At 62.1% G+C, this 22803-nt stretch carries 23 protein-coding genes and 1 pseudogene; 17 read left to right on the plus strand and 7 right to left on the minus strand.

What is annotated here, in order from left to right; genetic code table 11:
- Positions 1-92 precede the first annotated feature (92 nt).
- The 8 genes from J2Y41_RS16500 to J2Y41_RS16535 all read left to right on the plus strand — a co-directional run bounded on the left by J2Y41_RS16500 (position 93) and on the right by J2Y41_RS16535 (position 7133).
- Positions 93-1016, plus strand: a complete 924-nt coding sequence (locus J2Y41_RS16500) for an ABC transporter substrate-binding protein (protein ID WP_224166278.1) — start codon at positions 93-95, stop codon at positions 1014-1016.
- Positions 1017-1027: 11 nt separating this feature from the next.
- The gene (locus J2Y41_RS16505) at positions 1028-1960 is read left to right on the plus strand and encodes an amino acid ABC transporter permease (protein ID WP_224166279.1); all 933 of its coding nucleotides are present in this window, start codon (positions 1028-1030) and stop codon (positions 1958-1960) included.
- Positions 1957-2724: an amino acid ABC transporter ATP-binding protein gene (locus J2Y41_RS16510; RefSeq protein WP_309930063.1), complete on the plus strand. Its 768-nt coding sequence runs from the start codon at positions 1957-1959 to the stop codon at positions 2722-2724. The genes J2Y41_RS16505 and J2Y41_RS16510 overlap by 4 nt, the downstream gene beginning before the upstream one ends.
- Position 2725: 1 nt before the next feature.
- On the plus strand, positions 2726-3904 hold the full coding sequence (locus J2Y41_RS16515) for an FAD-dependent oxidoreductase (RefSeq protein WP_309930065.1): 1179 nt from the start codon (positions 2726-2728) through the stop codon (positions 3902-3904).
- Positions 3905-3917: 13 nt separating this feature from the next.
- Positions 3918-4430, plus strand: coding sequence for a RidA family protein (locus J2Y41_RS16520; protein ID WP_309930068.1), 513 nt, complete (start codon positions 3918-3920; stop codon positions 4428-4430).
- 24 nt (positions 4431-4454) lie between these two features.
- On the plus strand, positions 4455-4796 hold the full coding sequence (locus J2Y41_RS16525) for a hypothetical protein (protein WP_309930070.1): 342 nt from the start codon (positions 4455-4457) through the stop codon (positions 4794-4796).
- A 58-nt stretch (positions 4797-4854) separates the two neighbouring features.
- Positions 4855-5598, plus strand: a complete 744-nt coding sequence (locus J2Y41_RS16530; RefSeq protein WP_309930072.1) for an SDR family NAD(P)-dependent oxidoreductase — start codon at positions 4855-4857, stop codon at positions 5596-5598.
- Positions 5599-5672: 74 nt separating this feature from the next.
- On the plus strand, positions 5673-7133 hold the full coding sequence (locus J2Y41_RS16535; RefSeq protein ID WP_309930074.1) for an NAD-dependent succinate-semialdehyde dehydrogenase: 1461 nt from the start codon (positions 5673-5675) through the stop codon (positions 7131-7133).
- Positions 7134-7184: 51 nt separating this feature from the next.
- On the opposite strand, the gene J2Y41_RS16540 is transcribed toward J2Y41_RS16535, so the two are convergent.
- The 5 genes from J2Y41_RS16540 to J2Y41_RS16560 all read right to left on the minus strand — a co-directional run bounded on the left by J2Y41_RS16540 (position 7185) and on the right by J2Y41_RS16560 (position 12906).
- Positions 7185-8534: an MFS transporter gene (locus J2Y41_RS16540; RefSeq protein ID WP_224166286.1), complete on the minus strand. Its 1350-nt coding sequence runs from the start codon at positions 8532-8534 to the stop codon at positions 7185-7187.
- Between the two features lie 306 nt (positions 8535-8840).
- Positions 8841-9800, minus strand: coding sequence for a carbohydrate kinase (locus J2Y41_RS16545; RefSeq protein ID WP_309930076.1), 960 nt, complete (start codon positions 9798-9800; stop codon positions 8841-8843).
- 137 nt (positions 9801-9937) lie between these two features.
- Positions 9938-10732, minus strand: coding sequence for an ATP-binding cassette domain-containing protein (locus J2Y41_RS16550; RefSeq protein ID WP_224166288.1), 795 nt, complete (start codon positions 10730-10732; stop codon positions 9938-9940).
- Positions 10729-11775 carry an ABC transporter permease gene (locus J2Y41_RS16555; protein WP_224166289.1) on the minus strand — a complete coding sequence of 349 codons (1047 nt, stop codon included), beginning with the start codon at positions 11773-11775 and terminating at the stop codon, positions 10729-10731. Before J2Y41_RS16555 ends, J2Y41_RS16550 begins: the two co-directional genes overlap by 4 nt.
- Positions 11776-11793: 18 nt before the next feature.
- On the minus strand, positions 11794-12906 hold the full coding sequence (locus tag J2Y41_RS16560) for a substrate-binding domain-containing protein (protein WP_309930079.1): 1113 nt from the start codon (positions 12904-12906) through the stop codon (positions 11794-11796).
- 177 nt (positions 12907-13083) lie between these two features.
- Here J2Y41_RS16560 and J2Y41_RS16565 point away from each other — a divergent pair, with 177 nt between their 5' ends.
- The 6 genes and pseudogenes from J2Y41_RS16565 to J2Y41_RS16590 all read left to right on the plus strand — a co-directional run bounded on the left by J2Y41_RS16565 (position 13084) and on the right by J2Y41_RS16590 (position 18326).
- A complete protein-coding gene (locus J2Y41_RS16565) occupies positions 13084-14082 on the plus strand; it encodes a LacI family DNA-binding transcriptional regulator (RefSeq protein ID WP_309930082.1) in 999 nt (332 codons plus the stop codon).
- Positions 14083-14115: 33 nt separating this feature from the next.
- On the plus strand, positions 14116-14409 hold the full coding sequence (locus J2Y41_RS16570; protein WP_309930084.1) for a putative quinol monooxygenase: 294 nt from the start codon (positions 14116-14118) through the stop codon (positions 14407-14409).
- Between the two features lie 30 nt (positions 14410-14439).
- A pseudogene (locus J2Y41_RS16575) lies at positions 14440-15563 on the plus strand (App1 family protein).
- Positions 15564-15630: 67 nt separating this feature from the next.
- Positions 15631-17292 carry a LuxR C-terminal-related transcriptional regulator gene (locus J2Y41_RS16580; RefSeq protein ID WP_309930086.1) on the plus strand — a complete coding sequence of 554 codons (1662 nt, stop codon included), beginning with the start codon at positions 15631-15633 and terminating at the stop codon, positions 17290-17292.
- A 76-nt stretch (positions 17293-17368) separates the two neighbouring features.
- Positions 17369-17917, plus strand: coding sequence for an SRPBCC family protein (locus J2Y41_RS16585; protein ID WP_309930088.1), 549 nt, complete (start codon positions 17369-17371; stop codon positions 17915-17917).
- A gap of 31 nt (positions 17918-17948) precedes the next feature.
- The gene (locus tag J2Y41_RS16590) at positions 17949-18326 is read left to right on the plus strand and encodes a hypothetical protein (RefSeq protein WP_309930090.1); all 378 of its coding nucleotides are present in this window, start codon (positions 17949-17951) and stop codon (positions 18324-18326) included.
- Between the two features lie 119 nt (positions 18327-18445).
- Here J2Y41_RS16590 and J2Y41_RS16595 read toward each other — a convergent pair whose 3' ends face one another.
- Together J2Y41_RS16595 and J2Y41_RS16600 are read right to left on the minus strand one after the other, a co-directional pair.
- Positions 18446-18904 (minus strand): hypothetical protein, encoded by a 459-nt coding sequence (locus tag J2Y41_RS16595; RefSeq protein ID WP_309930092.1) that lies wholly within the window; start codon positions 18902-18904, stop codon positions 18446-18448.
- Between the two features lie 68 nt (positions 18905-18972).
- The gene (locus tag J2Y41_RS16600; RefSeq protein WP_309930094.1) at positions 18973-20070 is read right to left on the minus strand and encodes a LacI family DNA-binding transcriptional regulator; all 1098 of its coding nucleotides are present in this window, start codon (positions 20068-20070) and stop codon (positions 18973-18975) included.
- 181 nt (positions 20071-20251) lie between these two features.
- Here J2Y41_RS16600 and J2Y41_RS16605 point away from each other — a divergent pair, with 181 nt between their 5' ends.
- The 3 genes from J2Y41_RS16605 (at position 20252) to J2Y41_RS16615 (ending at position 22792) form a co-directional block, all read left to right on the plus strand.
- A complete protein-coding gene (locus J2Y41_RS16605) occupies positions 20252-21118 on the plus strand; it encodes an ABC transporter substrate-binding protein (protein WP_224166297.1) in 867 nt (288 codons plus the stop codon).
- Positions 21119-21209: 91 nt separating this feature from the next.
- Positions 21210-21998, plus strand: coding sequence for an amino acid ABC transporter permease (locus J2Y41_RS16610; protein WP_224166298.1), 789 nt, complete (start codon positions 21210-21212; stop codon positions 21996-21998).
- A complete protein-coding gene (locus J2Y41_RS16615; RefSeq protein ID WP_275965067.1) occupies positions 21995-22792 on the plus strand; it encodes an amino acid ABC transporter ATP-binding protein in 798 nt (265 codons plus the stop codon). The genes J2Y41_RS16610 and J2Y41_RS16615 overlap by 4 nt, the downstream gene beginning before the upstream one ends.
- Positions 22793-22803: the final 11 nt, after the last annotated feature.

The raw sequence follows: 22803 nt of genomic DNA on the forward strand, positions 1-22803 counted from the left end.
CGTCCCGTTCATTACCGCGTCCAGCGGGCACCACTGCACGCCTTTCCTGTAACCCCACCATCCCAACCCAAAGAAATTCCAAGGAAAACACGATGAAGACACAAAACAAGGTCCACGCCGCTGTGGCCGCACTGGCCCTCCTTATTGGCTTGAGCGCATGCGGCAACGCCGCCAGTAGTGAACCTTCCGCCAGCCCCACCGAACTGGGCCTGAGGGATATCTCGGAGGGTGTCCAGCCAGATCCGAAGGCTGTGAGCCTCCTGCCGAAGTCCTACAAGGACAAGGGCGAGCTCACGGTGGCCGCGGACCTGCACTACCCGCCGACCGTCTTCCTTGCCGAAGACAACAAAACCCCGATCGGCCTCAACCCGGACATCACGCGGCTTATTGCCAAGAAGCTTGGCGTAAAGGTGAAGTTCGAGGACACGAAGTTCGACACCATCATTCCGGGCCTTGACGGCGGACGCTTCGACTTCACGGTTTCGACCATGGCCAAGACCGAGGACCGGCTCAAGGTCGTGGACATGATCGACTACTTCAAGGCTGGCAGCTCCATCGGGGTGACCGCCGGAAACCCGCAGAAACTCACGAACGAGACCCTGTGTGGGAAGAACATCGCCGTCACCCAGGGTTCCACCGGCCAACTGTTGCGCCTTCCGGCCCTGAACGAGATGACCTGCACCTCCAAGGGACAGCCCGCGATCAACGCTGTGACGCTGCCCAACATCCAGGAAGCCCTGGTACAGCTGCACTCCAAGCGGATCGACGGCATCCTCTACGACACCACGGCACTCGCCTGGGCACAGACGCAGCAGCCGGGCTCCTTCCAGATGCTAACCCCTCCCCTCAACGTCGGGGGAACCGGCATCACGGCAGTTGCGCTGAAGAAGGGCTCGCCGCTGACCCCGGCAATCCAGGCAGCAGTCCAATCGATCCTCGGGGACCCGGAGTACAAAGAGGCGCTCAAAACCTGGGGCCTCGAGTTTGGCGCCATCACCGACGCCAAGCTGAACTAGCAGGTGCCTGAATGACAACGGCAATCGACAAAGGAAACAAAGCTGCCATGGGAAGCATTGATGCAGCCCTCAAGCCACGGCTCCGGCTTCGGACCCGCTCCGAATATGCAGGGTGGATCCTAAGCATCCTCGTCGGCGTCGGGATTCTCACCTCCGTCCTGACAAACTCCAACTTCAAGTGGGAGATCGTTGGGAAGTACTTCTTCGCTGAGACGATCCTGCGCGGGCTCATGCTCACGATCTTCCTCACGGTTGCGAGCATGGCACTGGGAACCTTGCTCGGGCTGGCCCTTGCGATCATGCGGGCTTCGCATGTGAAGCCGGTCTCCATGACAGCCGGACTCTACATCACATTGTTCCGGGGTACCCCGGTCTTGGTGCAGCTGATCTTCTGGTTCAATATCTCCGCCCTTTACCCGAACCTGAGCATCGGGATCCCGTTCACTGACATCAGCACTGTCATCGACGTCAACACGATCATGGGCCCGATCACTGCAGCACTCGTGGGCCTTACCCTCAACCAGGCTGCCTACATGGCCGAGATCATCCGCGGCGGCTTCTCCGCGGTTGGCAAGGGCCAGCTCGAGGCCGCCGACTCGCTCGGAATGAGCGCATCCATGAGGATGCGCAAGGTCATCATCCCTCAGGCTATGCCGTCCATCATTCCGGCAACCGGCAATCAGTTCATCGGAATGTTCAAGGAAACGTCGCTGGTCAGCGTCCTCGGCGTGGCCGAGCTTTTGCAGAGCACCCAGTTGATCTACGCCCGCACCTTTGAGACCATCCCGCTGCTGATCGTGGCCAGCCTCTGGTACCTGGTCATGACCCTGCTGCTGAGCTACCCGCAGTCCAAGCTCGAACAGAAGTACTCCCGCGCAACCGCCCGGCTTCCGCGGAAGTCGAAACCCGCTGTCCTGACAGACCCGGAAGGTATCGCCCGATGAACACCGACGGCACTATCCTTGCCCAGAAAATCCGAAAGTCCTTTGGGCCCAAGACAGTCCTGAAGGACATCGACCTGGAGATCGCCAGCGGAGAGATCTGCTGCATCATCGGCCCCAGCGGCTCGGGAAAGTCCACTATCCTTCGCTGCATCAACGGTCTTGAGACCGTGGACTCCGGTGTCCTGAAGGTCAACGGCGAGGACTTCGGCTACTACGAAACCGATAAGGCCTACCACGCCCTGCCAGCGAAGAAGCTGGCCCAGCAGCGCACCAGGGTTGGCATGGTCTTCCAGTCCTTCAACCTGTTTCCGAACATGACCGCCCGGGAGAACGTCATGTCCGGACCGGTCCTGGTCAAGCGCGCGGACAAGAAGGAATCAGCCAAACGAGCCCAGGAACTATTGACAAGCGTCGGGCTCGGCGCGTTTGGTGACCGATACCCGGCCGAGCTCTCCGGTGGGCAGCAGCAACGCGTGGCGATCGCACGGTCCCTGGCCATGGACCCGGAGATCATGCTCTTTGATGAACCAACATCTGCACTGGACCCCGAAAAGGTCGGAGAAGTCCTGACAGTCATGAAAGAGCTGGCCAAGAAGGGCATGACCATGGTGGTGGTCACCCACGAGATGGGCTTCGCCCGCGAAGTGGCCGACTCCCTGATCTTCATGGACGACGGCTACGTCGTCGAACGCGGCGACGCCCGGCAAGTCCTCGCCAACCCGCAAGAGTCCCGCACCCAGTCCTTCCTCGAGAAAGTGCTCTGAAATGACAGATGGAAAATTGGCCGTCATCGGCCTCGGCACCATTGGCAGTATGGCCCTCTGGCAGGCCTCCCGGCTGTCCGATTCGGTGGTCGGCTTCGAAGCGCAGCTCCCTGCCCACGGACGCAGCGCCGTTGGCGGAGACACCCGCCTGTTCCGAATGCTCAACCTAAATCCGGGCTTCAACCCCATCCTGCACAGCTCCCAACGGCTCTGGGCCGAGCTTGAGGACGAAACCGGACAGGACATCCTTTTGCGCTGCGGCGGAATCTACATTGGCACGGCGAATGGCCCGTACATTACACAGCTACTCGAGTCGGCGCGGGTGACCGGAGTCGCGCACCAGATTCTCTCCCATGCCGAGATGGCCGAGCGGTACCCGCAGCACAACCTGCGTTCGGACGATATCGCTGTATTCGACCCCAACGGTGGCGCTCTAAGGACGGACCGGGCCGTCACGGCTGCGATCTCCGCAGCCGAGGCCAACGGTGCCACAATACTAACCAACACCCCGGTAGACGGGATCCGGGAAACCGTAGACGGCGTTGTGGTGACCTCCGGGGACAAGTCCTGGACGTTCGAGAATGTCATCGTGGCGTCCGGCGGCTGGTCACAGAAGCTCATGCCGGAGTCGCTCCAGGCACACACCCAACCCAACAGGGTTTTCCTCACATGGTTCGTCGCGAAAAATCCCGCACTCTTCTCTCCAGAACGGTTCCCCGTCTTCGTGCGGCTCTCCGGAGACCGATCCATGTATGGTGCACCAGCAGTTGACGGGGTCACCGTCAAGGCAACGCTGAATTTCCGGCCAACGCCTACATGGAACCCGGATGCGGTTCCCAGGGAACTTACTCCGGCAGAGGTTGCGGAGACGACCGAAACGGTGAGTGAGTTCTTCCCCGGTCTGTATCCAAACATCGTCCGCTCGGATGCGTTCCCGGACCTCTTCACTACCGACCGAAACCCGCTGCTCGGGCGTTTGGACGCCGGTAGCCGGGTCTACTGCGCCACCGGGTTCTCCGGCGGGGGCTTCAAAATGGCCACTGGATATGGCGAGATCGCAGCCCGGGAGGCACTCGGATTACAGACGTTCGACGGCCTGGATTTCGTACGTCCGGAACGGTTCATGAGCGTCCACAGTATGCAGGTTTCCCCGGCCGGACAGTCCTCTTCCCACAGCTAGTGAAAGCGTCGATATGAGTCTTCCCTTTACCCCGGCTGATTCTCGCATCGGGCTGGTCGCCAATGGCGTGTCCGGCTCGCCATATGACCGGTTGCGTGCTTTCGGCTTGAAATTGCCCAGCCTCGCTCACAACCCGTACTACCTTCAACACCGCTCGGTGGACTCCAGCATTTATATCTCAGGCCAACTGCCGTACGAAGACGGCGAACTTCTGGGCACCGGCATCGTCGGCCGCGAGGTTGAGCTTGAAACAGCCCAGGAGCTTGCCCGCCATGCAGCGCTCAACGCACTTGCTGCCGCCGTCCAAGCAGTGGGCGACCTGGACAAGGTCCGCATCGTGCAGATGCTCGTCTTTGTGGCCAGTACACCGGACTTCGGCCTGCAGTCGCAGGTCGCCAATGCAGCCAGTGACTTGCTCATCGGGGTGCTGGGTGAAAACGGACGGCACGCCCGTACTGCGATCGGTGTTGCCGGCCTGCCGCGCAGGAGCCCGGTCGAGATCCAGATGGTCTGCACGGAGGCATAGGACATGAAGAATAAGGAACACAGCGTGAACCGCATTCAGCAAGCTCTGGGGACGCTCGTAGATCGGATCGATACGCCCTCACCAATCGTGCTGTCCGACGTGATGCAGGACAACATCGACCGGATGCAGGCGTTCGCAACCCAGCAGAACCTCGACGTCAGACCACACGTCAAAACCCACAACGAGTACCACGGCTTCCTTCCTCTGCCCGGGGACGGATTCCGTCCGCGCGTCGGGAGCGTGCTACCCGTGGTGCCAAACCACGTCTGCCCGGTGGTGGTCAATTTCGAGGAGTACATCGTCACCGACAGCACCGGAGCGCCACTGGAACGGTGGCCGGTGGACGCGCGCGGATTCCTCAATTAATCGCTGGGGGACGGGCCTTCGCCCCCAACCCACATCGAACAATCAACCTCACGATGGAGTGACTGACTTGAGATTAGACAAAACCACTGCCGTGGTGACAGGAGCCAGCAGTGGAATCGGTGAGGCGGTGAGTTCGCACTTCCGTCGCGAAGGTGCCCGCCTGCTGCTCACCGGCCGCAGGGAGCACCTCGATACCCCGCACACAGATGACCTGTACGTCCCGGGAGACCTTAACGACGAAGCCTTTGTCGAAAGCCTCGCCCGGCAGGCCGCCGAAGCGTTCGGCACGGTCGACGTCGTCGTCATTAACCACGGCTTGCAAGTCACCGGCCCGCTGACGGAGATGGACCATGACGATGCAAAGAATGTGCTCCACAGCAACCTGCTCAGCGCCTTCCTGGTAATGAAGCACTTCGCACCACTGATGCCCGCGGCGGGAGGCTCCTTCGTCTTGGTCAGTTCACGGCTGGGCATGGTCGGAATGCCTGGCCAGGTCCTGTACTCCGCGGCCAAGGGCGGCCTGATCATGCTCGCCAAGGGCGCCGCGATCGAGTGGGCTCCACGGAACATCCGCGTCAACGTTGTCGCTCCGGGGCTAACCATTACTCCGGTCATCGAAGCATCAATCCAGCGCAGGCCCCACCCCGAGGCCTATCGCCGCCAGCGCGAGGGCCAAATTCCGCTCCAACGCCTCGCCACCCCCGAGGAGATCGCCGACGCCATCCTCTTCCTCGCATCCAAGGAAGCGTCCTACATCACCGGAGCGACGCTCCCGGTAGACGGCGGATACACCGCCTTCTAGGCCCCCCGCAGGGCGCGGCATCAGTCGGGCCCTGCGCCCCTTCCCAAACAACGTCTGAAAGTGGAGCAATGCCCATGAGTACTGGAACGACCCTGAACCTCATTGAAACCCGGCTGCTAATCGGCGGGGAATGGATATCATCCGGCACAGGAGCCACGCTGCCGGTCATCAACCCCGCCAGCGGCGAAACGGTGGCGCACGTTTCCGACGGCTCTATCCAAGACGGTGCGTTGGCACTGGATGCCGCCTGCGCTGCCCAGGATGCTTGGGCAGCAACACCGGCAAGGGACCGTGCCGACATCCTCGCCCGAACGTATCAGGGCATAGTCGCCCGCCGCGACGATTTCGCCCGCTTGATCGTGGATGAAATGGGCAAGCCCTGGGCCGAAGCCCAATCCGAAGTAGACTACGGCGCAGGGTTCTTCCGCTGGTTCGCAGAATCCGCCGGACGGAGCCACACCGAAGGCCAGTTCGGCGTCGAACCTGGCTCCAACTACCACATGGCAGTGTCCAAACGCCCCGTCGGTCCCTCCCTGCTGATCACCCCGTGGAACTTCCCACTGGCCATGGGCGCCCGCAAGATCGCCCCGGCCTTGGCCGCTGGCTGCACCACCATCCTCAAGCCTGCCGCCCAAACCCCGCTTACCTCCCTGCTGCTTGCCCAGGTCCTCCAGGAAGCAGGCGTGCCCGCCGGTGTAGTGAACGTCGTCGTGACGAGCAACTCCCGCGATCTGATCAGCGCCATCATGAATGACGAACGGATCCGAAAAATCTCCTTCACCGGCTCCACCGAAGTCGGCCGGGTACTCCTGGCCCAAGCCGCGCGGAACGTCGTGAACACCTCCATGGAACTTGGCGGGAACGCACCACTGATCGTTTTCGACGACGCGGACCTCGATACCGCGATCGAAGGGGCCTACCTCGCCAAGCTCCGCAACGGTGGTCAGTCCTGCGTCGCAGCCAACCGGATCTATGTCCAGGCCGGCATCGCTCCCAAGTTCACCAAAGGCTTCACGGAGCGCCTCGCCGCCGTCAACGTCGGCAACGGCCACGAACCCGGCACCGGTCTAGGGCCACTGATCGATCACAAGCAACGCGCCGCCGTCCACAATCTCGTCGTGGACGCCCTCGCCAAGGGCGCAACCTGCCTCACTGGGGGCCAGATCATCGACGGCCCCGGCTACTACTACCAGCCCACCGTCCTAACCAACATTCCCGCCGACGCCAGAATCAGGGAAGAAGAAATCTTCGGCCCCGTCGCAGCGATCTACACCTTCGACACCGAAGAAGAAGCCGTCGTGGAAGCGAATGCCACTCCCTACGGCCTGGCTTCGTACATCTTCACCCAGGACCTGACCAGGGCACTGCGCGTTGCGGACGCGATTGATGCCGGCATGACAGGCATCAACCGCGGGCTCATCAGCAACCCGGCCGCACCGTTCGGCGGGACCAAACAATCAGGCCTCGGCCGTGAAGGGGGCATTGAAGGCCTTGAGGCCTACCAGGAAACCAAATATACCGGCATCCAACTCTGACCTGATCCGGGCCGCGTTGGCGGAGAAACCCTGCTTCCGGCGGAGCCAAGGCTAGCGGGCCTCAAGGTCCTCGAGAGTCTTTCCCTTGGTGTCCGAAGACAACAGGGTGGCCAGCGCCGAGACGAGGCAGATGCCCAGAGTGGTCAGGCCGATGACCATGGGGATGTTCGCTGATCCGGGAGGAGCCATGGCAGTGAACAGGCTGGGGAAGAACGAGGCGATCATGAGGCCGATGTTTTGCGAGACTGCGAAGCCTGTCACCCGCATCCGCATGGGGAACTGCTCCTGGAAGAACGTGGCGAAGGTGGCGTTCCACATCTGGAACAGGATGCCCTGAACGATGACAACGCAGACGAAGATCAGCGGCAGGCTACCCTGTTCGATCGCCCACAGGTACACCATGGTCAACAAGCCACCGGCTATGCCGCCTGCAACCATGAGTGTCCGCCGGCCAATCCGGTCTGACAGTGCCCCGAACAAAGGGATAGTCAGCACTGCGGCCACGTTTGCTGCCATGGTTACCCAGAGGAATTCGCTGCTTGAGAAGCCGTTGCCATAGCTCTTCTGGGTGGCGAACGATACGCCGAAGATCAGGGTGGCCATGCCGATGACGTTTGTGAACGTCATTGCAACGCAGCGGACCAGGACCCACGGGTGGGTGCGCAGGAGGTCTGCGAGGGGGAACCGGCGTTTGGTGCCGGGCTCTTCCGACTGCGCCAGGTATGCGGGCGGCTCCTGCACGCGGCGGCGGATAATGTAGCCGGCCAAAATCACGACGGCGCTGAGGAGGAAGGGCAGCCGCCAGCCCCAGGAATGGAACTGGTCATCCGGCAACAGGGCGGCGAGCGGAATGAGGACAGCCGTGGCGAGGATGGATCCCACCTGCGTGCCCTGAAGGCTGAAGCTCGCGAAGAAGCCGCGCCTGGCATCGGGGGAGTGCTCTACGATCATCGCGCTGGCACCGCCGAGTTCGCCAGCAACGGCGAAGCCCTGGATCAAGCGCAGGATTACCAGGAGGACGGGAGCCAGAAGCCCCACCTGGCCGTAGGTTGGCAGGAGTCCTACCGCGAAAGTAGCGAACCCCATGAGCAGCATTGCAAAGACCAGGACCTTCTTGCGCCCATGCCTGTCACCGTAAGCACCCAGGACCACTGCGCCAAGCGGGCGGGACACGTATCCCACGGCATAGGTGGCCAGGGAAGCGATGATGCCTACGGTGGGGTTCTCCGTGGGGAAAAAGATCGTTGGGAAAAGCAGCGTCGCGGCCAGGGAATAGAGCGCGAAGTCGTAGTACTCCAGCGCGCTTCCGATCCAGCCGCTCATTGCCGCTTTCTTCGGGTCCTTCCGGCCGATGGCCTCGTCCTGGGTGGAAGGGGTATCCCTCCGGTGCGTGACGGTCATTCGCTGAACTCCTTTGTCGTCGTTGGCAAGGAACAAAAACTCTTCCAATCCAGGACTGAACAATGCGGTGCTCATTCAGCATGGTGAAGGTTACATGTGGATCGACTTGAGTCTTGAATCGATTCATTAATCATACGATGTGACCTGCGATACGTCAAAGGTCCCTGTGAGGGGAAACGCACGACGGCGGCAGGTCGCCACGGTTCCCAGGGAACCGCTGGTTCCTCGGAACCGAAAGGGCGACCAGCCGCCGTCGTGATTCAGCCGTTTGATCGAAGAGTCAGGCCACCGGGAGAATGACCGTGCTTACCGTGAAACAGGAAGCCTTGCGCTGGATGACATGTCCAGCCGTGCCTGCAGTTCCGAAACGGTGGGTGGGTTGGCTCCGGAGCGGCTGACCGTGATTGCTGCGGCCATCGAGGCAGTTTTGCCGATGGTTTCCAGTGCTCCCGGCGCAAATCCCTCTTCGCCCTCTGCCAAAAGGCCGAAGATGAGGGCGGACATATAGGAGTCGCCGGCGCCGATGGTGTCGGCAACCTCGGTTTTCACGGAAGGGATGCTGAGCTTCGCACTCTCCGTGGCGAGGAGGGCGCCGTCAGCGCCGAGGGTGATGACGGCAAGGCGTGCACCATGTGCGAGCAGGCGGGACGTGACCTCGTCCGGAGACGACGTCGGGTAGAGCCAGTGGGCATCTTCGTCGCTGAGCTTTACGACGTCCGTGAGTGGGAGCAGGTCCTCAAAGACTCTCTTCGCTTCAGCATGGCTGCCAAGCAGGGCAGGGCGGATATTGGGGTCATACGTGACAAGGCACGACTTGTGTCCTTGCTCAAGAAGGGAGCGGACGGTGGAGGCTCCCGGGGCCAGGAAAGTAGCGATAGAGCCGGTGTGAAGGACTTTCGGGACCATGGCGGGCGCCACTGGAGCCAGCTCCCAGGCGATATCGAACTCGTAGCTGGCCGAGCCATCTGCCGCCAACGTGGCAGTAGCGGTGGCTGTGCGTTCAAGGGACGTTGAACCCGGAAGGAGCCGAACGCCTGCGCTCTGGAGATGGTTGGTGATGGCGTTCCCGTAGTCGTCTTCGCCGATTGCAGTGAGCAACCCCGTGGATACGCCGAGCCGGCCAAGGCCATAGGCGACATTCGCCGGGGATCCTCCTGGATAGCTGATGGTTCCTTCCGGGGTATTAACGATGTCGATCAGGGCTTCGCCGATCACAACAACATCCAGCTGGTCTTGGGCGGAGGGGCCGGGGGGAGGCTTGTGCATCTGGGTTCTTTCGTCGGTGCCGGCTGGTCGGCCGGGTGTGGATCCGTCCGCGGACCTGTGGGCAGGTCCGCGGACGGAGAAGGGGGTTCCGCTGGAGCGGATTGTGCGGTGCTGGAACGGAAGGTGGGCGGCGCCCGTCAGGCTTTGGCTGCACCTGTCATGATGGCGACGGCGTCGGTCATGGTGTGGGATTGCGGGGTGATGGTGGCCGCGCATTTGCCCAGGCGCTGGATGTGGATGCGGTCGGCGACATCGAACACGTGGGGCATGTTGTGGCTGATCAGGATGACAGGCAGGCCGCGGTCGCGGAGGTCGCGGACCAACTGCAGTACCTGGTTGGATTCACGGACGCCCAGTGCCGCCGTCGGTTCGTCAAGGACGACCACCTTGGATCCGAAGGCCGCGGCGCGGGCGACGGCGACTGCCTGGCGCTGGCCGCCGGAAAGGTTCTCTACCGGCACGGTGACGTCCTGCAGGGTGGAAATGCCCAGCCGGGTGAGTTCTTCCTTGGCCTTCCTGCGCATGCCCTTGGTGTCGAGGATCCGGAACAGGCTCCCCAGGGGCCCGGGAAGGCGCTCTTCACGACCGAGGAACAGGTTCGAGGCGACATCCAGGGCCGGTGAGACGGCCAGGTTTTGGTAGACCGTTTCGATGCCGTGAAGCCGGGCGTCCTGTGGCCGTTTGAAGTGCACCTGCTGACCGGACACGAAGATTTCTCCTGTGTCCGGAACTTCGGCGCCGGTGAGGCACTTGATGAGCGTGGACTTGCCGGCACCGTTGTCGCCGATGATGGCCAGGACTTCGCCGGGGTAGAGGTCCAGGTTGACGCCGTCGAGGCCAACCACCCGGCCGAAGGTCTTCACGAGGTTCCTGGCTTTAAGGATGGGCTCGCGGGTTTCGGTCTGTGAGGCTGCAAATTCAGTCATGGTCATGACTTGACCTTTCGGATCCACTGATCGACGGACACGGCAATGATGATCAGGATGCCCACCGCGAGGGTCTGGTAGAGGACATCCAGACCGGCGAGTGAGAGTCCGTTGCGGAAGACGCCGACGATCAGTGCTCCGAGCAAGGAACCCCAGATGGAGCCGCGGCCACCGAAGAGGCTGGTTCCGCCAATTACGACGGCGGTGATGGAGTCCAGGTTCAGATCGACGCCGGCGTTGGGGCTTGCGGCGTTGGTACGGCCGATCTGGATCCAGGCGCCGACGGCAAGGACTGCGCCTGCGGCAAGGTAGACGCTCATGAGGACGCGGTTGACGGGAATACCGGCCAGCCGGGCTGCTTCCTTGTCATCGCCCACTGCGTAGACGTGCCGTCCCCAGGCGGTTTTGCCCAGGATGAAGGCGACGGCGATGTAGAGCAGGAGCATCATGACGACGCCAGTGGAGATACGGACTGGCCCGATCGGGAAGGTGCTTCCCAGCCAGGTGAGCACACCCGGCATGGCGGATCCGCGGACGGTGCTGCCGCCGGAGTAGAGCAGGGTCAGGGCGATGAAGATGTTCAGGGTTCCCAGCGTGACGATGAACGGCGGGAGCCGGAATCGTGTCACGAGGAAACCGTTCAGGGCGCCTGCACCAAGTCCTACGATCAGCCCGGCGATGAGGGCAAGCGGGCCGGGGACTCCGCTGCCGACGGCCATCTGCGCGATCACCATCGAGGACAGGATCATGACGGCGCCGACGGAAAGGTCGATTCCGGCGGTCAGGATGATGAGGGTTTGGGCGATGGCCAGGGTTCCGACGACGGCGACCTGCTGGGTGATCAGGGAAAGGTTTTCCACCCGCAGGAAGCGGTCGTTGAGGAGTCCGAAGACCACCACCGCGATCAGCAGGACAATGGCCGGGCTGAGGGCGGGGTAGCGGTGGAGGATGTTGCGGATTCTGCTGAGCGGCGTTTGGCGGTCAAGGAATTCCTCGGCCAGGTCAGCGTGCCCGGCGCTCGGGGGGCCGGCGGTCTGTTGCTGGGTCACTTTAGCTTGCTCCTGAACTTACTTGCCCCAGCAGATCTGGGAAGCGTCGGTGGTGGTGATGCTCTTCACGCCGTCCACGGGCTTGTCCGTGACGAGCTCCACTCCGGTGTTGAAGAAGTCCAGGCCCTCGGAGTTGGCGGGCTTCTTGCCGGTCTTTGCGAGGTCGACAATGGCCTTGACGCCAAGCTCGGCCATCTTCACCGGGTACTGCTGTGCCGTGGCGCCGATGACGCCGGACTTGACGTTGTTCACGCCTGAGCAGCCGCCGTCAACGGAGACGATCAGGGCGTCTTTTTCCTTGCCCGCGGATTTCAGTGCTTCGAAGGCACCGGCAGCTGCAGGCTCGTTGATCGTGTAGACGACGTTGATGTTGGGGTTCTTGGCCAGCAGGGTTTCCATGGCAGTACGTCCGCCGTCTTCGGCGCCCTGGGAAGCCTGGCTGCCGACGATTTCGTACTCGCCGCCCTTGCCGCCGGTGTACTTGCCCGTTTTGGCTTCGTCGCCGTTCTTCTTCTTGTCGGCGGTGTCGATGCCCATGCCGGTCAGGAAGCCCTGGTCACGGTTATAGTCAACGGACACAACCTTGTCATCGAAGAGGTCCACAAGTGCGATCACAGCTTTCTTGCCCGCCAGCTGCTGGGCCGTCCACTTGCCGATCAGCTCACCGGCGGCGAAGTTGTCCGTGGCAAACGTGATGTCAGCGGCGTCGGCAGGGTCCGGCGGGGTATCCAGGGCAATGACGAACAAGCCGGCGTCCTTGGCCTTCTTCAGGGCATCCACCACGGACGGGCCGTTGGGGGTGATGAGAATTCCCTTATCGCCCTTGGAGATCGCGTTTTCGATGGCCTGGATCTGGGTGTCCTCGTCACCATCGGCCTTGCCTGCAGCAAGCTTCAGATCAACGCCGTCAGCTTCGGCAGCCTTTTTGGCGCCATCCTGCATCGACACAAAGAACGGATTGGACGTGGTCTTCACGATCAGCGAAACGCCGATCTTTTCATCGCTGCCCGCGCTGGACGAAGGCGAGGAGCCGCCGCCGCAGGCAGTCAGGCTTAGCGCGCCCAGCGTCAGTACTGCACCAGCGGCAAGAAGGCGGGTCTTTGCCGACCTCGAAGCTTTGGAACTCAACATTGAAACTCCTGTTTTTTGTGGCTGCTCATGGCGAGTGATTCCCCCATGACAACGTTGTCAGCTAACATGTAACCAAGCTCACACAATGCAGTCAAGTGTTAATTGAAGTTGAGGAGTGTTTCTTTGACAACGGTGTCTAATCGTTCCCAACCCGATCCTGCGCGCAGGCCGCCCACGATGAAAAACGTTGCTGACCTTGCCGGGGTAGGCATCAAGACGGTCTCCAGGGTGGTCAACGACGAACCAGGCGTTTCGGAGGAAACCCGCCAGCGGGTCCTGCGGGCAACGGAGCAACTTCAATACCACCTGGACATCACCGCCGGCAGCCTGAAGCGATCCGGCCGCAAGACCCAATCCATCGGATTGTTGCTTCCGAGCGTGTCCAACCCCTTCAGCGGCGAGATCCACCGCGCCATGGAAGATGCCCTTGGCGAGCGGGGGATCGCAGTCTTCGCCTCAAGCCTGGATGACGATCCGGACCGCGAACGCAAGCTGATTTCGGCTTTCCTGGGGCGCCGGGTGGATGGTCTTGTTCTCACCACCATCGCCAAGAGCCAGGCGTACATGATTCCGGAACACTCCCGGGACCTGCCGTTGGTGTTCATCGACCGCGAGCCCGTGGGTATCGAGGCGGACGCAGTAGTCACCGATAACGAGGTGGGCGCGACGACGGCTGCTGCACATCTCATCAAGCATGGCCACACCAAGTTGGCCTATCTTGGGGACCGCACTGATATCCAGACCGCCGTGAAACGGCGGACAGGGTTCCTGAACGAGATCGGCAGGTCCGGCATAGCGACGTCCACGGTTGCGGTCCGCGAGAATCTTCACGACGAGGAAACGGCCCTCCGGGCTGCAATGGAACTGCTCACTTCAGAGAACCCTCCCACGGCGATATTCTCTAGTCAGAACCTTGTGACTTTCGGTGCCATGCGAGCACTGAAAACCCTCGGTATGCAGCATCAGGTCGCCTTGGTCGGATTTGACGACTTCACCCTGGCCGACATGATGGAGCCTGGAGTCACCGTCATTGCCCAGCACCCTGAACGGATCGGAAAGCTCGCTGCCGAGCGGATCCTTGCAAGGATCGACGGCGACAGCCGCCCGCCGCAGACCTATGTCGTCCCGACGGAACTCATTCCCAGGGGTTCGGGCGAAATACTGCCCCCGAGCTAACCAACAACCATTCAATCGACCAAAGGACCGGACATGACCAAAACCTTGTACGCGGAATTCACCGTCAAGGAAGGCAGCGAAAACAGGGTCGCTGAAATGATGACAGAACTCGCAGGGCACGTCCGGCAAGAACCGGGCAACGTCACGTTCCTGCCCTACACGCGCGAAACCAATCAGCGGGAATATTTCGTGTTCGAGGTCTACCGCGACGAGGAAGCCTTCCAGGAGCACATCACCGCAGAATACGGCCGAAAATTCAACGCCGAACTGGCCGAACACATTGAAGGCGACGGCTCCGTCCTCACTTGGCTTAACGCCGTATCGTAGCCTTCCGCCCGGGCATGCCAGACTGGACGCATGTTTCGCCGTCCTGAGAAACCGCGCATTTTGTCCAAGAGCGACGACGCCCAGCCCCTTTCGCCCGGAATCGACAAGGGCCGTCATCTCGCGGTCAGGCTCGACGACGCGTGGCTGAGGTTCCAGACGCGCCTCGCCATCCGGCGGGGTCGGGTGGAAACGGTCATCCCGTACACCGGATACGGCACAACTTCCTGGGTCCGGGTGCTGGCACGGGTTGTCCGCAGCGACCCCCGGGACGCCGCTGGGCATGCCAACCCCTTGCAGGAAAGCATGCGCGGCTGGCGGAACTTCGTCAGTGCGCCCGTTGCACACGCCTCCGTACAGGTAACGATTGCCGGCACCGTCCACGACGTCGAAGCCGATCGTGGAGGCGTCGTCGATGTCCGCATTGAGGCAGCACTGGATCCTGGCTGGCACACGATCACCCTGCAATCGGGAGTTCCGGAATCGTTGAGGCTCCGGTGGAAATCGTGGCGGATGACGCAGACTTCGGTGTGGTCTCCGATATTGACGACACCGTGATGGTGACAGCCCTTCCCCGGCCCTTCCTGGCAGCCTGGAATACTTTCGTGCTCAATGAGCATGCGAGGACACCAACGCCGGGAATGGCCGTCCTCTACGAGAGGATCGCCAGGACGGCGCCGACGGCCCCCGTGCTGTACCTGTCCACCGGGGCCTGGAATGTGGCGCCCACGTTGTCACGGTTCCTGTCCCGCAATCTCTACCCTGCAGGGCCGAAGCTCTTGACCGACTGGGGACCCACCCCGGACCGCTGGTTCCGAAGCGGCAGGGAGCACAAGCGCACATCCCTGGAACGCCTCGCAGAGGAGTTCCCCCACATCAAGTGGCTGCTTGTAGGCGACGACGGACAGCACGACGAAGCGATCTATTCCGAGTTTGCACATCACCACCCGCAGAACGTCAGGGCCATCGCCATCCGGCAGCTCTCGGTAGGTGAGGCGGTGCTCGCCGGCGGCAGGTCGAAGTCCGGGGGACAACCTACGCCGGGAATCCCTTGGATCTATGCTCCGGACGGTGCCGGGATGTCCGCGCAGCTGGAGGAACTGGGCATCATCCATAGCAGCGTGCGCTCAGCGGACGAGCCGGAGCAGGGCGACTGAACGGCGGCTGCGGGCCGGGACCCCGCAGGGCTGTTGGTGCAGCCACCACCAAGAGCAGAATGAACACATGGTCAATGCCTCGGTGTCTGAAGGCCTGGCGGCGGGTGATCACTTCCTCGCTGCTTCCGACTGGAATGCAGCGGCAGAGGCTTTCGAGTCCGTGCTGGCGATCCAGGATGATCCTGCAGCGCACGATGGATTGGGACGCGCGCTGTGGTGGCTTCGCGACGTTGATCGCTCCATTGCGGAGCGCACAGCTGCTTACGCCGGTTTTCGTCGGCTGGGCCAGGACTCTCCGGCATTTCGTACGGCTTTGTGGTTGGCCCGCGAATACGCGGATGCCTTGGGAAGCGAGGCGGTCAGCCGGGGTTGGCTGGCACGGGCGGAGGGCCTTGCGTTCCGCTTGCCGGAAGGCGTCGAACGGGGCTGGATGGCGCTGACGCGCGGTTTGCTACGGGCCGACCCAGCCTCTGCGGGTGATGATGCCAGGACTGCGCTTGAGTTGGCGCGCAAGTGGAATGACCCGGACCTTGAGGCCGTGGCCCTCGCCCTCCAGGGCCTCGGGACGATAGCCTCCGGGAACGTGCTGGAAGGCATGACGCTGGTTGATGAGGCCATGGTGGTGGCAACCGCCGGGGAAGTTCACGATCAGATGATCTTCGGCGACGTGTGCTGCATTGTGACGCGCGCCAGCGAAGAAGCCTGCGATACATCTCGACTCAGCCAGTGGAATAAGACCGTCCTGCGCTTCATGCAAAGTACAGGCCATCCGGCCTTGCTGGAATTCTGCGGTACGTGTTGCGCGGAGATATTCCTTGCCGCCGGTGACATCGCGAGCGCCGAAGGCTGGCTCACCAGGACGCTGGATGAACTGGACCAAGGCGGTCATCGTGCACGTTGTGTGCACCCCGCTGCCAAGCTGGCGGAACTGCGACTCCTGCAGGGCCGGGTGGAGGAGGCAAGCCGATTGCTCGCTGGCTTCGAGGATCGGCCGGACGCCTTGCGCGCAACGGCGGCAGTCCGGCTTGCAGTGGGCGACACTGCAGTTGCCGCAGCGCTGCTGCATCGCCGGATCCACCACGTCGGAGGTGGGCTGCTCACGGTGCCGCTACTGGCGTTGCTGACCGAGGTCCAGCTGACACAAGGTGACGTCGGCCAAGCCCGAGCGACCGCCGAACGCCTTGATGAAGTCGCAGCCCGGACGCAATGGCCCCGGTCACTTGCGGCATCGCACCTCGCCGCTGGTCGCGTCGCAGCCGCCCTGGGGGACGTTGCCTCGGCACGTGAACGGCTGGACGCAGCAATTTCGATTTTTGCTGAGCTCAACATGCCCCTTGAGGCCGCGAGCGCCCATCTATCGCTGGCCGGAGCCCTGCGTGAGACGGACCCTGAAGTGGCTGTTCACGAGGCGGGAGCGGCATTCGCGGCGTTCGACGACGCGGGTGCCGGCGGCATGGCAGACAAGGCAGCAGCGCTTCTTCGCGCCCTTGGCGGCCCCGCCCGCACAGGGCCGAAGGCGCTGGGGCTGTTATCTCGGCGCGAACGCGAAGTGCTCAGCTTACTTGCCGAGGCCCTGTCCAACAGCGAGATTGCTGATCGCCTGTTCATTAGCGCGAAGACCGCCGAGCACCACGTCAGCAGCATCCTCGCCAAGCTCCAATTGCGCAGCCGGGGCGAAGCGGCAGCATTCGTCCTGCGTCAATCCCCCAAAGACCAGGGCCTTAAATAGGGGATGCTCCCCATCCTTTCCTGCCGCCGTCGCCGCATGCTTTGACTATCCGCAAAAAGCCAACGGGAGGTGCGGAATGAAGCAGCAACGAACAGCAGGCAACGTCCTCGATCGTGAAATCGCCGTGACAGTCCATCAACATGCCACTGTCCCGCCGGACATCGTTTTCGACGTCCTCGCTGATCTGCCCCATCACATGATGTGGGGAGGGGCCGAGGCATCCACGCTTCTGTCCATGCAGGCCCCTCCTGGGCAGGCAACCGCCGGAACGGAGTTTACTTCCACGGCTGAGGACCGAATCTGCCGGATGAGGGATTCGTCTGTGGTCACGGAGGCGCTTCGGCCCTGGATGTTTGAACGGGTCACTGAGTCCGCTCTGGAGTCAAAAAAGCATGGAACAAAGGCTGCTTGGCTCCTGGTCCACCGTTACGAAATTGAAGCGGCTGCGGAACAGAGTGACGTCACCTATACCTGCCGGCTGGTGCGGGCCAGTGGGCTGCCGGGTCTGCTGGCCATGTTTGGTTTTCCTGTTCTCAGGTCACTCGCTGTGCGTGAGTGGGCGCGGGCAAGCAGGGAAGGATTGGGCCGGCTCATCGCTGCGGCAGAAACCACGGCGCGGGCCTGAACCCGCGCTATCACAAAGAAGGAGCAAGGAAATGGCAAAGCTATCGATTGATGACCAGAGCGCCCGCGTTGAGCGCATGACCGGCTACGAGGGCCGATACCGGGAGGCCGACGGATACACCATCGCCTTCGAAAGGTTCGAAGAGGGAGGCGACTTCACGCCGTTCTACAAGGGTCTGCCGGATGACCGGTGCCAAAGCCACCACTGGGGATACGTGGTCAAGGGCCGGCTCACCATGCACTTGCCTGATGGCGACGAGATCGTCGAAGCCGGCGAAGCGTACTACACGCCGCCCGGGCACACTGATGAGCTTGATCCAGGGACCATTCTGGTGGAGTTCAGTCCTACTGAGGAACTCGCCCGCACCTTGGCTGTCGTCGAGCAGAACCTGCAATCCGAAGTTGGCTAGGCCAGGCACGCTGGCAATGTCAACGTGCCAGCTTGGTTCGTTGCGAAGGTCCGCCACATATTGGAAGACCTCCTCCGGTGTCCGGGCTATGACAACGCTCTCTGCGGATTTGGTCATGACTAGGTGGCGCCTTTCGCTTCCAACTTCTTCAGGCCCATTCGCAGGGAGCTTGCCACTGGCGCACCCCGGGTCACGACGATCATGAAGGTGGCCAATCGCCCCATCAAACTGGTGGGCCTACGGTTCCACGTGATGTGAATGCGTGAACCGCCAGAGTCATTGGGTGTGATTCGCGCGCTCACGTAGCTTCCAGGTGCGCAGAAATTACTCTCCTGGACCGTCCACTTCACTTCGTCGGGGTTTGCCCAGTCGTAGTGTTCCTTGGCCCAGATCACGCCACCGGGAGCTTTGCTTCCTTCTCTGATGTCCGCGAAGGTCTCACCCACCTGGTAAACCTCGTACATGGGAGGGTAAATACCTGGCCAGATCTCCGGCCGACGCGGGCTAAAGTCCAGCAATGCCTCCCGTACCTTCCCCGGTGGGACGACGGTATCCAGATCCACTTCCACTTTTGGCATGTCAGCTTCCTCACCTGATGCTTCCAGTGTGGTCGTTTCTTTTGGGCGTGCAAGAGGTTTGGCAGGGGCTAGCCGCCCGTCTGGCTCAGCACCCCGACGTCCTTCGGGGAACCGACTGAGCCGCGGCGCACGAGTCGCGCCTCCAACGGCGGTCCAGCGGGCGAGGAAGATTTTCTGCCCTCAATCTGCCGGATCAACGCGGTGGCGGCAGCCATTCCCATGTCGTAGACGGGCTGCGCAATGACTGTGAGCGGGGGAGTGGTGAGACGGGTCCAGGCAAAATCGTCGTACATGATGAGGGACACATCCGAGGGGATGGAGAGGCCCGATTCCTGGATGGCCTCCACAACGCTCAAGGCGATGAGGCCGTCGGAGGCAATGATGGCAGTGGCAGCATCCGGCCCCTGGAGCAGGTCACGGGTGATTCGCATGATGGACTCCGCGTCGCCGGCATTGAGCCGGACCAGGTCTACCGGCTGGCTGAGCCCTTCCTCTTCGAAGGCGCGGCGGATTCCCTCAAGGCGGTCCGAGATCTGCGAGGAATCCAGCGGCATCCCCGCCACGTAAGGCCCGTCTGTCCGAACGGTTGAGACGAACGCGATGCGTCGGTGGCCTGCTTCGATGAGGTACTTGGTGGACTCGTAGGAGATGGCGCCCATGTCCACGGCGAAGGTCTCGACGTCGAGTCCTTCGGCTGCGCGGTCCAGCAGGACCAAGGGCCGGCCAGAGTCGCGGACTTCCTTCAAATGTGAGGTTTCCACTGATGAAGCGGGAGCAACGATGAGCCCATCAACCCGCTTGTCCAGAAGCACTTGGACGGCGTCCACCTCGGCGGCCCGTTCTTCGTCGGTGTTGATGAGGATGACGTTGTAACCGCTCTTCTTCGCCGTGTCGGTGATGCCTCTGGTGGCCAGGCCGAAGTGCGGGTTTTCGATATCGCCCACCACTACGCCAATGGTGTTGGATTTGCCCGTGTTCATGCTGCGCGCAAGCTCATTTGGGCGATAGCCAAGCCCCTCGGCTGCTGCGAGGACCCGTTCCCGAACGTCCTCGCTGACGGCGCCGTAGTTGCCCAGCGCGCGTGCGGCTTGGGCTTTGGAGACTTGGGCGGCTTTGGCGACGTCGGCAACTGTCACGTCCCGCCGTCGGGATCCGTCAGTACTCATGTTCACCTTTCAGAAGTGGTGTTGACGCGGCTTGTGACTTCCGCTACATTTTCAATCAATCGATGTGAGTCCGGTCTCAATCCTAAGGGCTGAGACCGGACTCAACAAGACCTCACATCGAGTTAGACCCCAAAAGCGGCCCAGACAGCACCGCTGGCCCTCCCCACGATTGGACAACGCTGTGATCAAACTGAACTTCCGCCCGGCAGCGCTCGCAGCAGCAGCCTTGGCGGCCATCCTCGCCCTCTCCGGCTGTGGTGGATCCTCCGCCGGGACCTCGAGCTCGGCTGAGAACCCCTACGGCCTGATCGAACCCGGCACCATCCGCGTCGCGAGCCTGGGCGACTCGAAGCCCTACACGTTCACGGACAGCTCAGGCAACTTCACCGGCTTCGATGTGGAGCTCTTCAAGGACGTGGCCCACCGTGCCGGCGTGGACAAGGTTGTCTTCACCGGACAGGACTTCTCCGGCCTGCTCGCAGCAGTAGCCAATGGCCAGTTCGACGTCGGCGTCGCGGCCATTGGCATCACGGACAAGCGCAAGGAAACCGTTGACTTCTCCGACGGCTACCTGGCCGGCTACCTGACGGTCATCACCACCAAGACGTCAGGTATCAAGGACGTCAACGGCCTGTCCGGCAAGCGCCTGGGCGTCGTCCAGGGCACGCTCCAGGAAGCCTACGCGGTCAAGAACTTTACCTCCGCCCAGCTGGTTCGCTTCCCCGACAACAACACCGCAATCTCCGCCGTCAACAGCGGCGCAGTGGACGCCCACTTCCTGGACTACGAGGCAGCCAAGGCGTACCAGGAGCAGTTCGGACTGGTCAGTGCAGCTGACATCCCGTCCTTCGACGCCCCGGCAGGCTTTGCCATTGCCAAGAACAAGCCCGCCTTCAAGGAAGCCCTGAACAAGGGTCTTGCCGCGGCCATGGAAGACGGCACCTGGAAGAAGCTCTACCAGAAGTGGTTCCCGGGCTCGCCGATGCCCGAGCAGTACCTGCCCAAGGCCGAGCAGACCTCCAGCCCGTCACCAACGGCTGCAAAGTAACGCAACCGGAAACCCACCAACATTGCCGGGCGGGCCAAACCCCATAGCCCGCCCGGCAATCCGAAAACCAACAAACGTCTGAGAGCACTCAATGGATTGGCTCAATACCATCAGCCGCACGTTCTTCGATGTCGATTCAATGATCGAAGTACTGCCCCAACTCCTGGGAGTTGGACTCCTCAACACCCTGATCATCTCCATCGCAGCAACCATCCTCGGCGTAGTGATGGGCATGGTGGTGGCGGTCATGGGGATCTCGCGGTCAAAGTGGCTGCGTATCCCGGCGCGGGTCTACACAGACCTGTTCCGTGGACTGCCCGCGATCCTCACTATCCTCCTGATCGGGCAGGGCTTTGCCCGCTTCAGCCAGTCGGTGTTTGGACCCTCGCCATATCCCTTGGGAATCATCGCGTTAAGTCTGATCGCCAGCGCCTACATCGGAGAAATCTTCCGTGCAGGCATCCAGAGCGTGGACAAAGGCCAAGGCGAGGCATGCCGGGCCCTGGGCATGAGCTACTCCAAGTCCATGGCACTGGTAGTGGTGCCACAGGGCGTCCGCCGGGTGCTGCCTGCGCTGGTAAACCAGTTCATTGCGATCGTCAAAGACTCCTCATTGGTTTACTTCCTGGGCCTGCTGGTCAGCGAACGTGAACTGTTCCGTGTGGGCCAGGATGCCGCAGTACTCTCAGGCAATCTCTCGCCGCTGGTCATGGCAGGCATCTTCTACTTGGTGATCACCGTGCCACTGACCCACCTGGTCAACTACTTCGATAACAAGTTCCGCACCGGTCGCCGCCGTCCCACAGCCCCAACCAGCGGGCTGAAGGAAGTCAAGGAACTCGATGCGGCATCGCCGCTCATCACCGGGAGCAACACGTGAACCTCACAAGCAGCAGCAACACAGCCAGTGCCAGCACAAACAAAACCACCCCGGACATCGAAAAGTTCCACGGCTCCAGCCTGGAACTGCGGAACCTGACCATGGCCTATGGCGACGTCGAAGTACTCCGCAACGTCAGCCTGAATGTGGCTCCAGGCACCACCACGTGCATCATCGGTCCGTCCGGTTCCGGCAAGTCCACCCTCCTGCGGGGCGTCAACCGCCTGCACGAACCCAAGAGCGGGGACGTGCTTCTCGCAGGCGAAAGCGCCCTCAAGGTCAAGCCGGACATCCTCCGCGCCCGCATCGGCATGGTGTTCCAGCACTTCAACCTCTTCCCTGACCACACAGCCCTGGAAAATGTGGCGTTGGCTCTGTGGAGCGTCAAGGGAATGTCCAAGAAGGAGGCACGGGAACGCGCCCGGCGCCGGCTCGCCGAAGTGGGCCTCGCCGAACGCGCCGACCACCGGCCCCGCGATCTCTCCGGCGGTCAGCAGCAGCGCGTCGCCATCGCCCGGGCGCTTGCCATGGAACCCGAAGTCATGCTCTTCGACGAAGCCACCAGCGCGCTGGACCCGGAACTCGTCAAGGGTGTCCTGAACCTCATGGCAGGCCTCGGCCGCCGCGGCATGACCATGCTGGTGGTGACTCACGAGATGGGCTTTGCCCGCAAGGTTGCTGATCAAGTGGTCTTCATGGATGAGGGCGAAGTGGTGGAAGTGGGCACGCCCGCTGAGCTCTTCGACAACCCGCGCAGCGAACGCCTGCAGCGCTTCCTTTCGGAAGTCCTGTGATGGGCGGGAAT

Source organism: Arthrobacter sp. 1088, assembly GCF_031455315.1.
GTDB lineage: Bacteria > Actinomycetota > Actinomycetes > Actinomycetales > Micrococcaceae > Arthrobacter.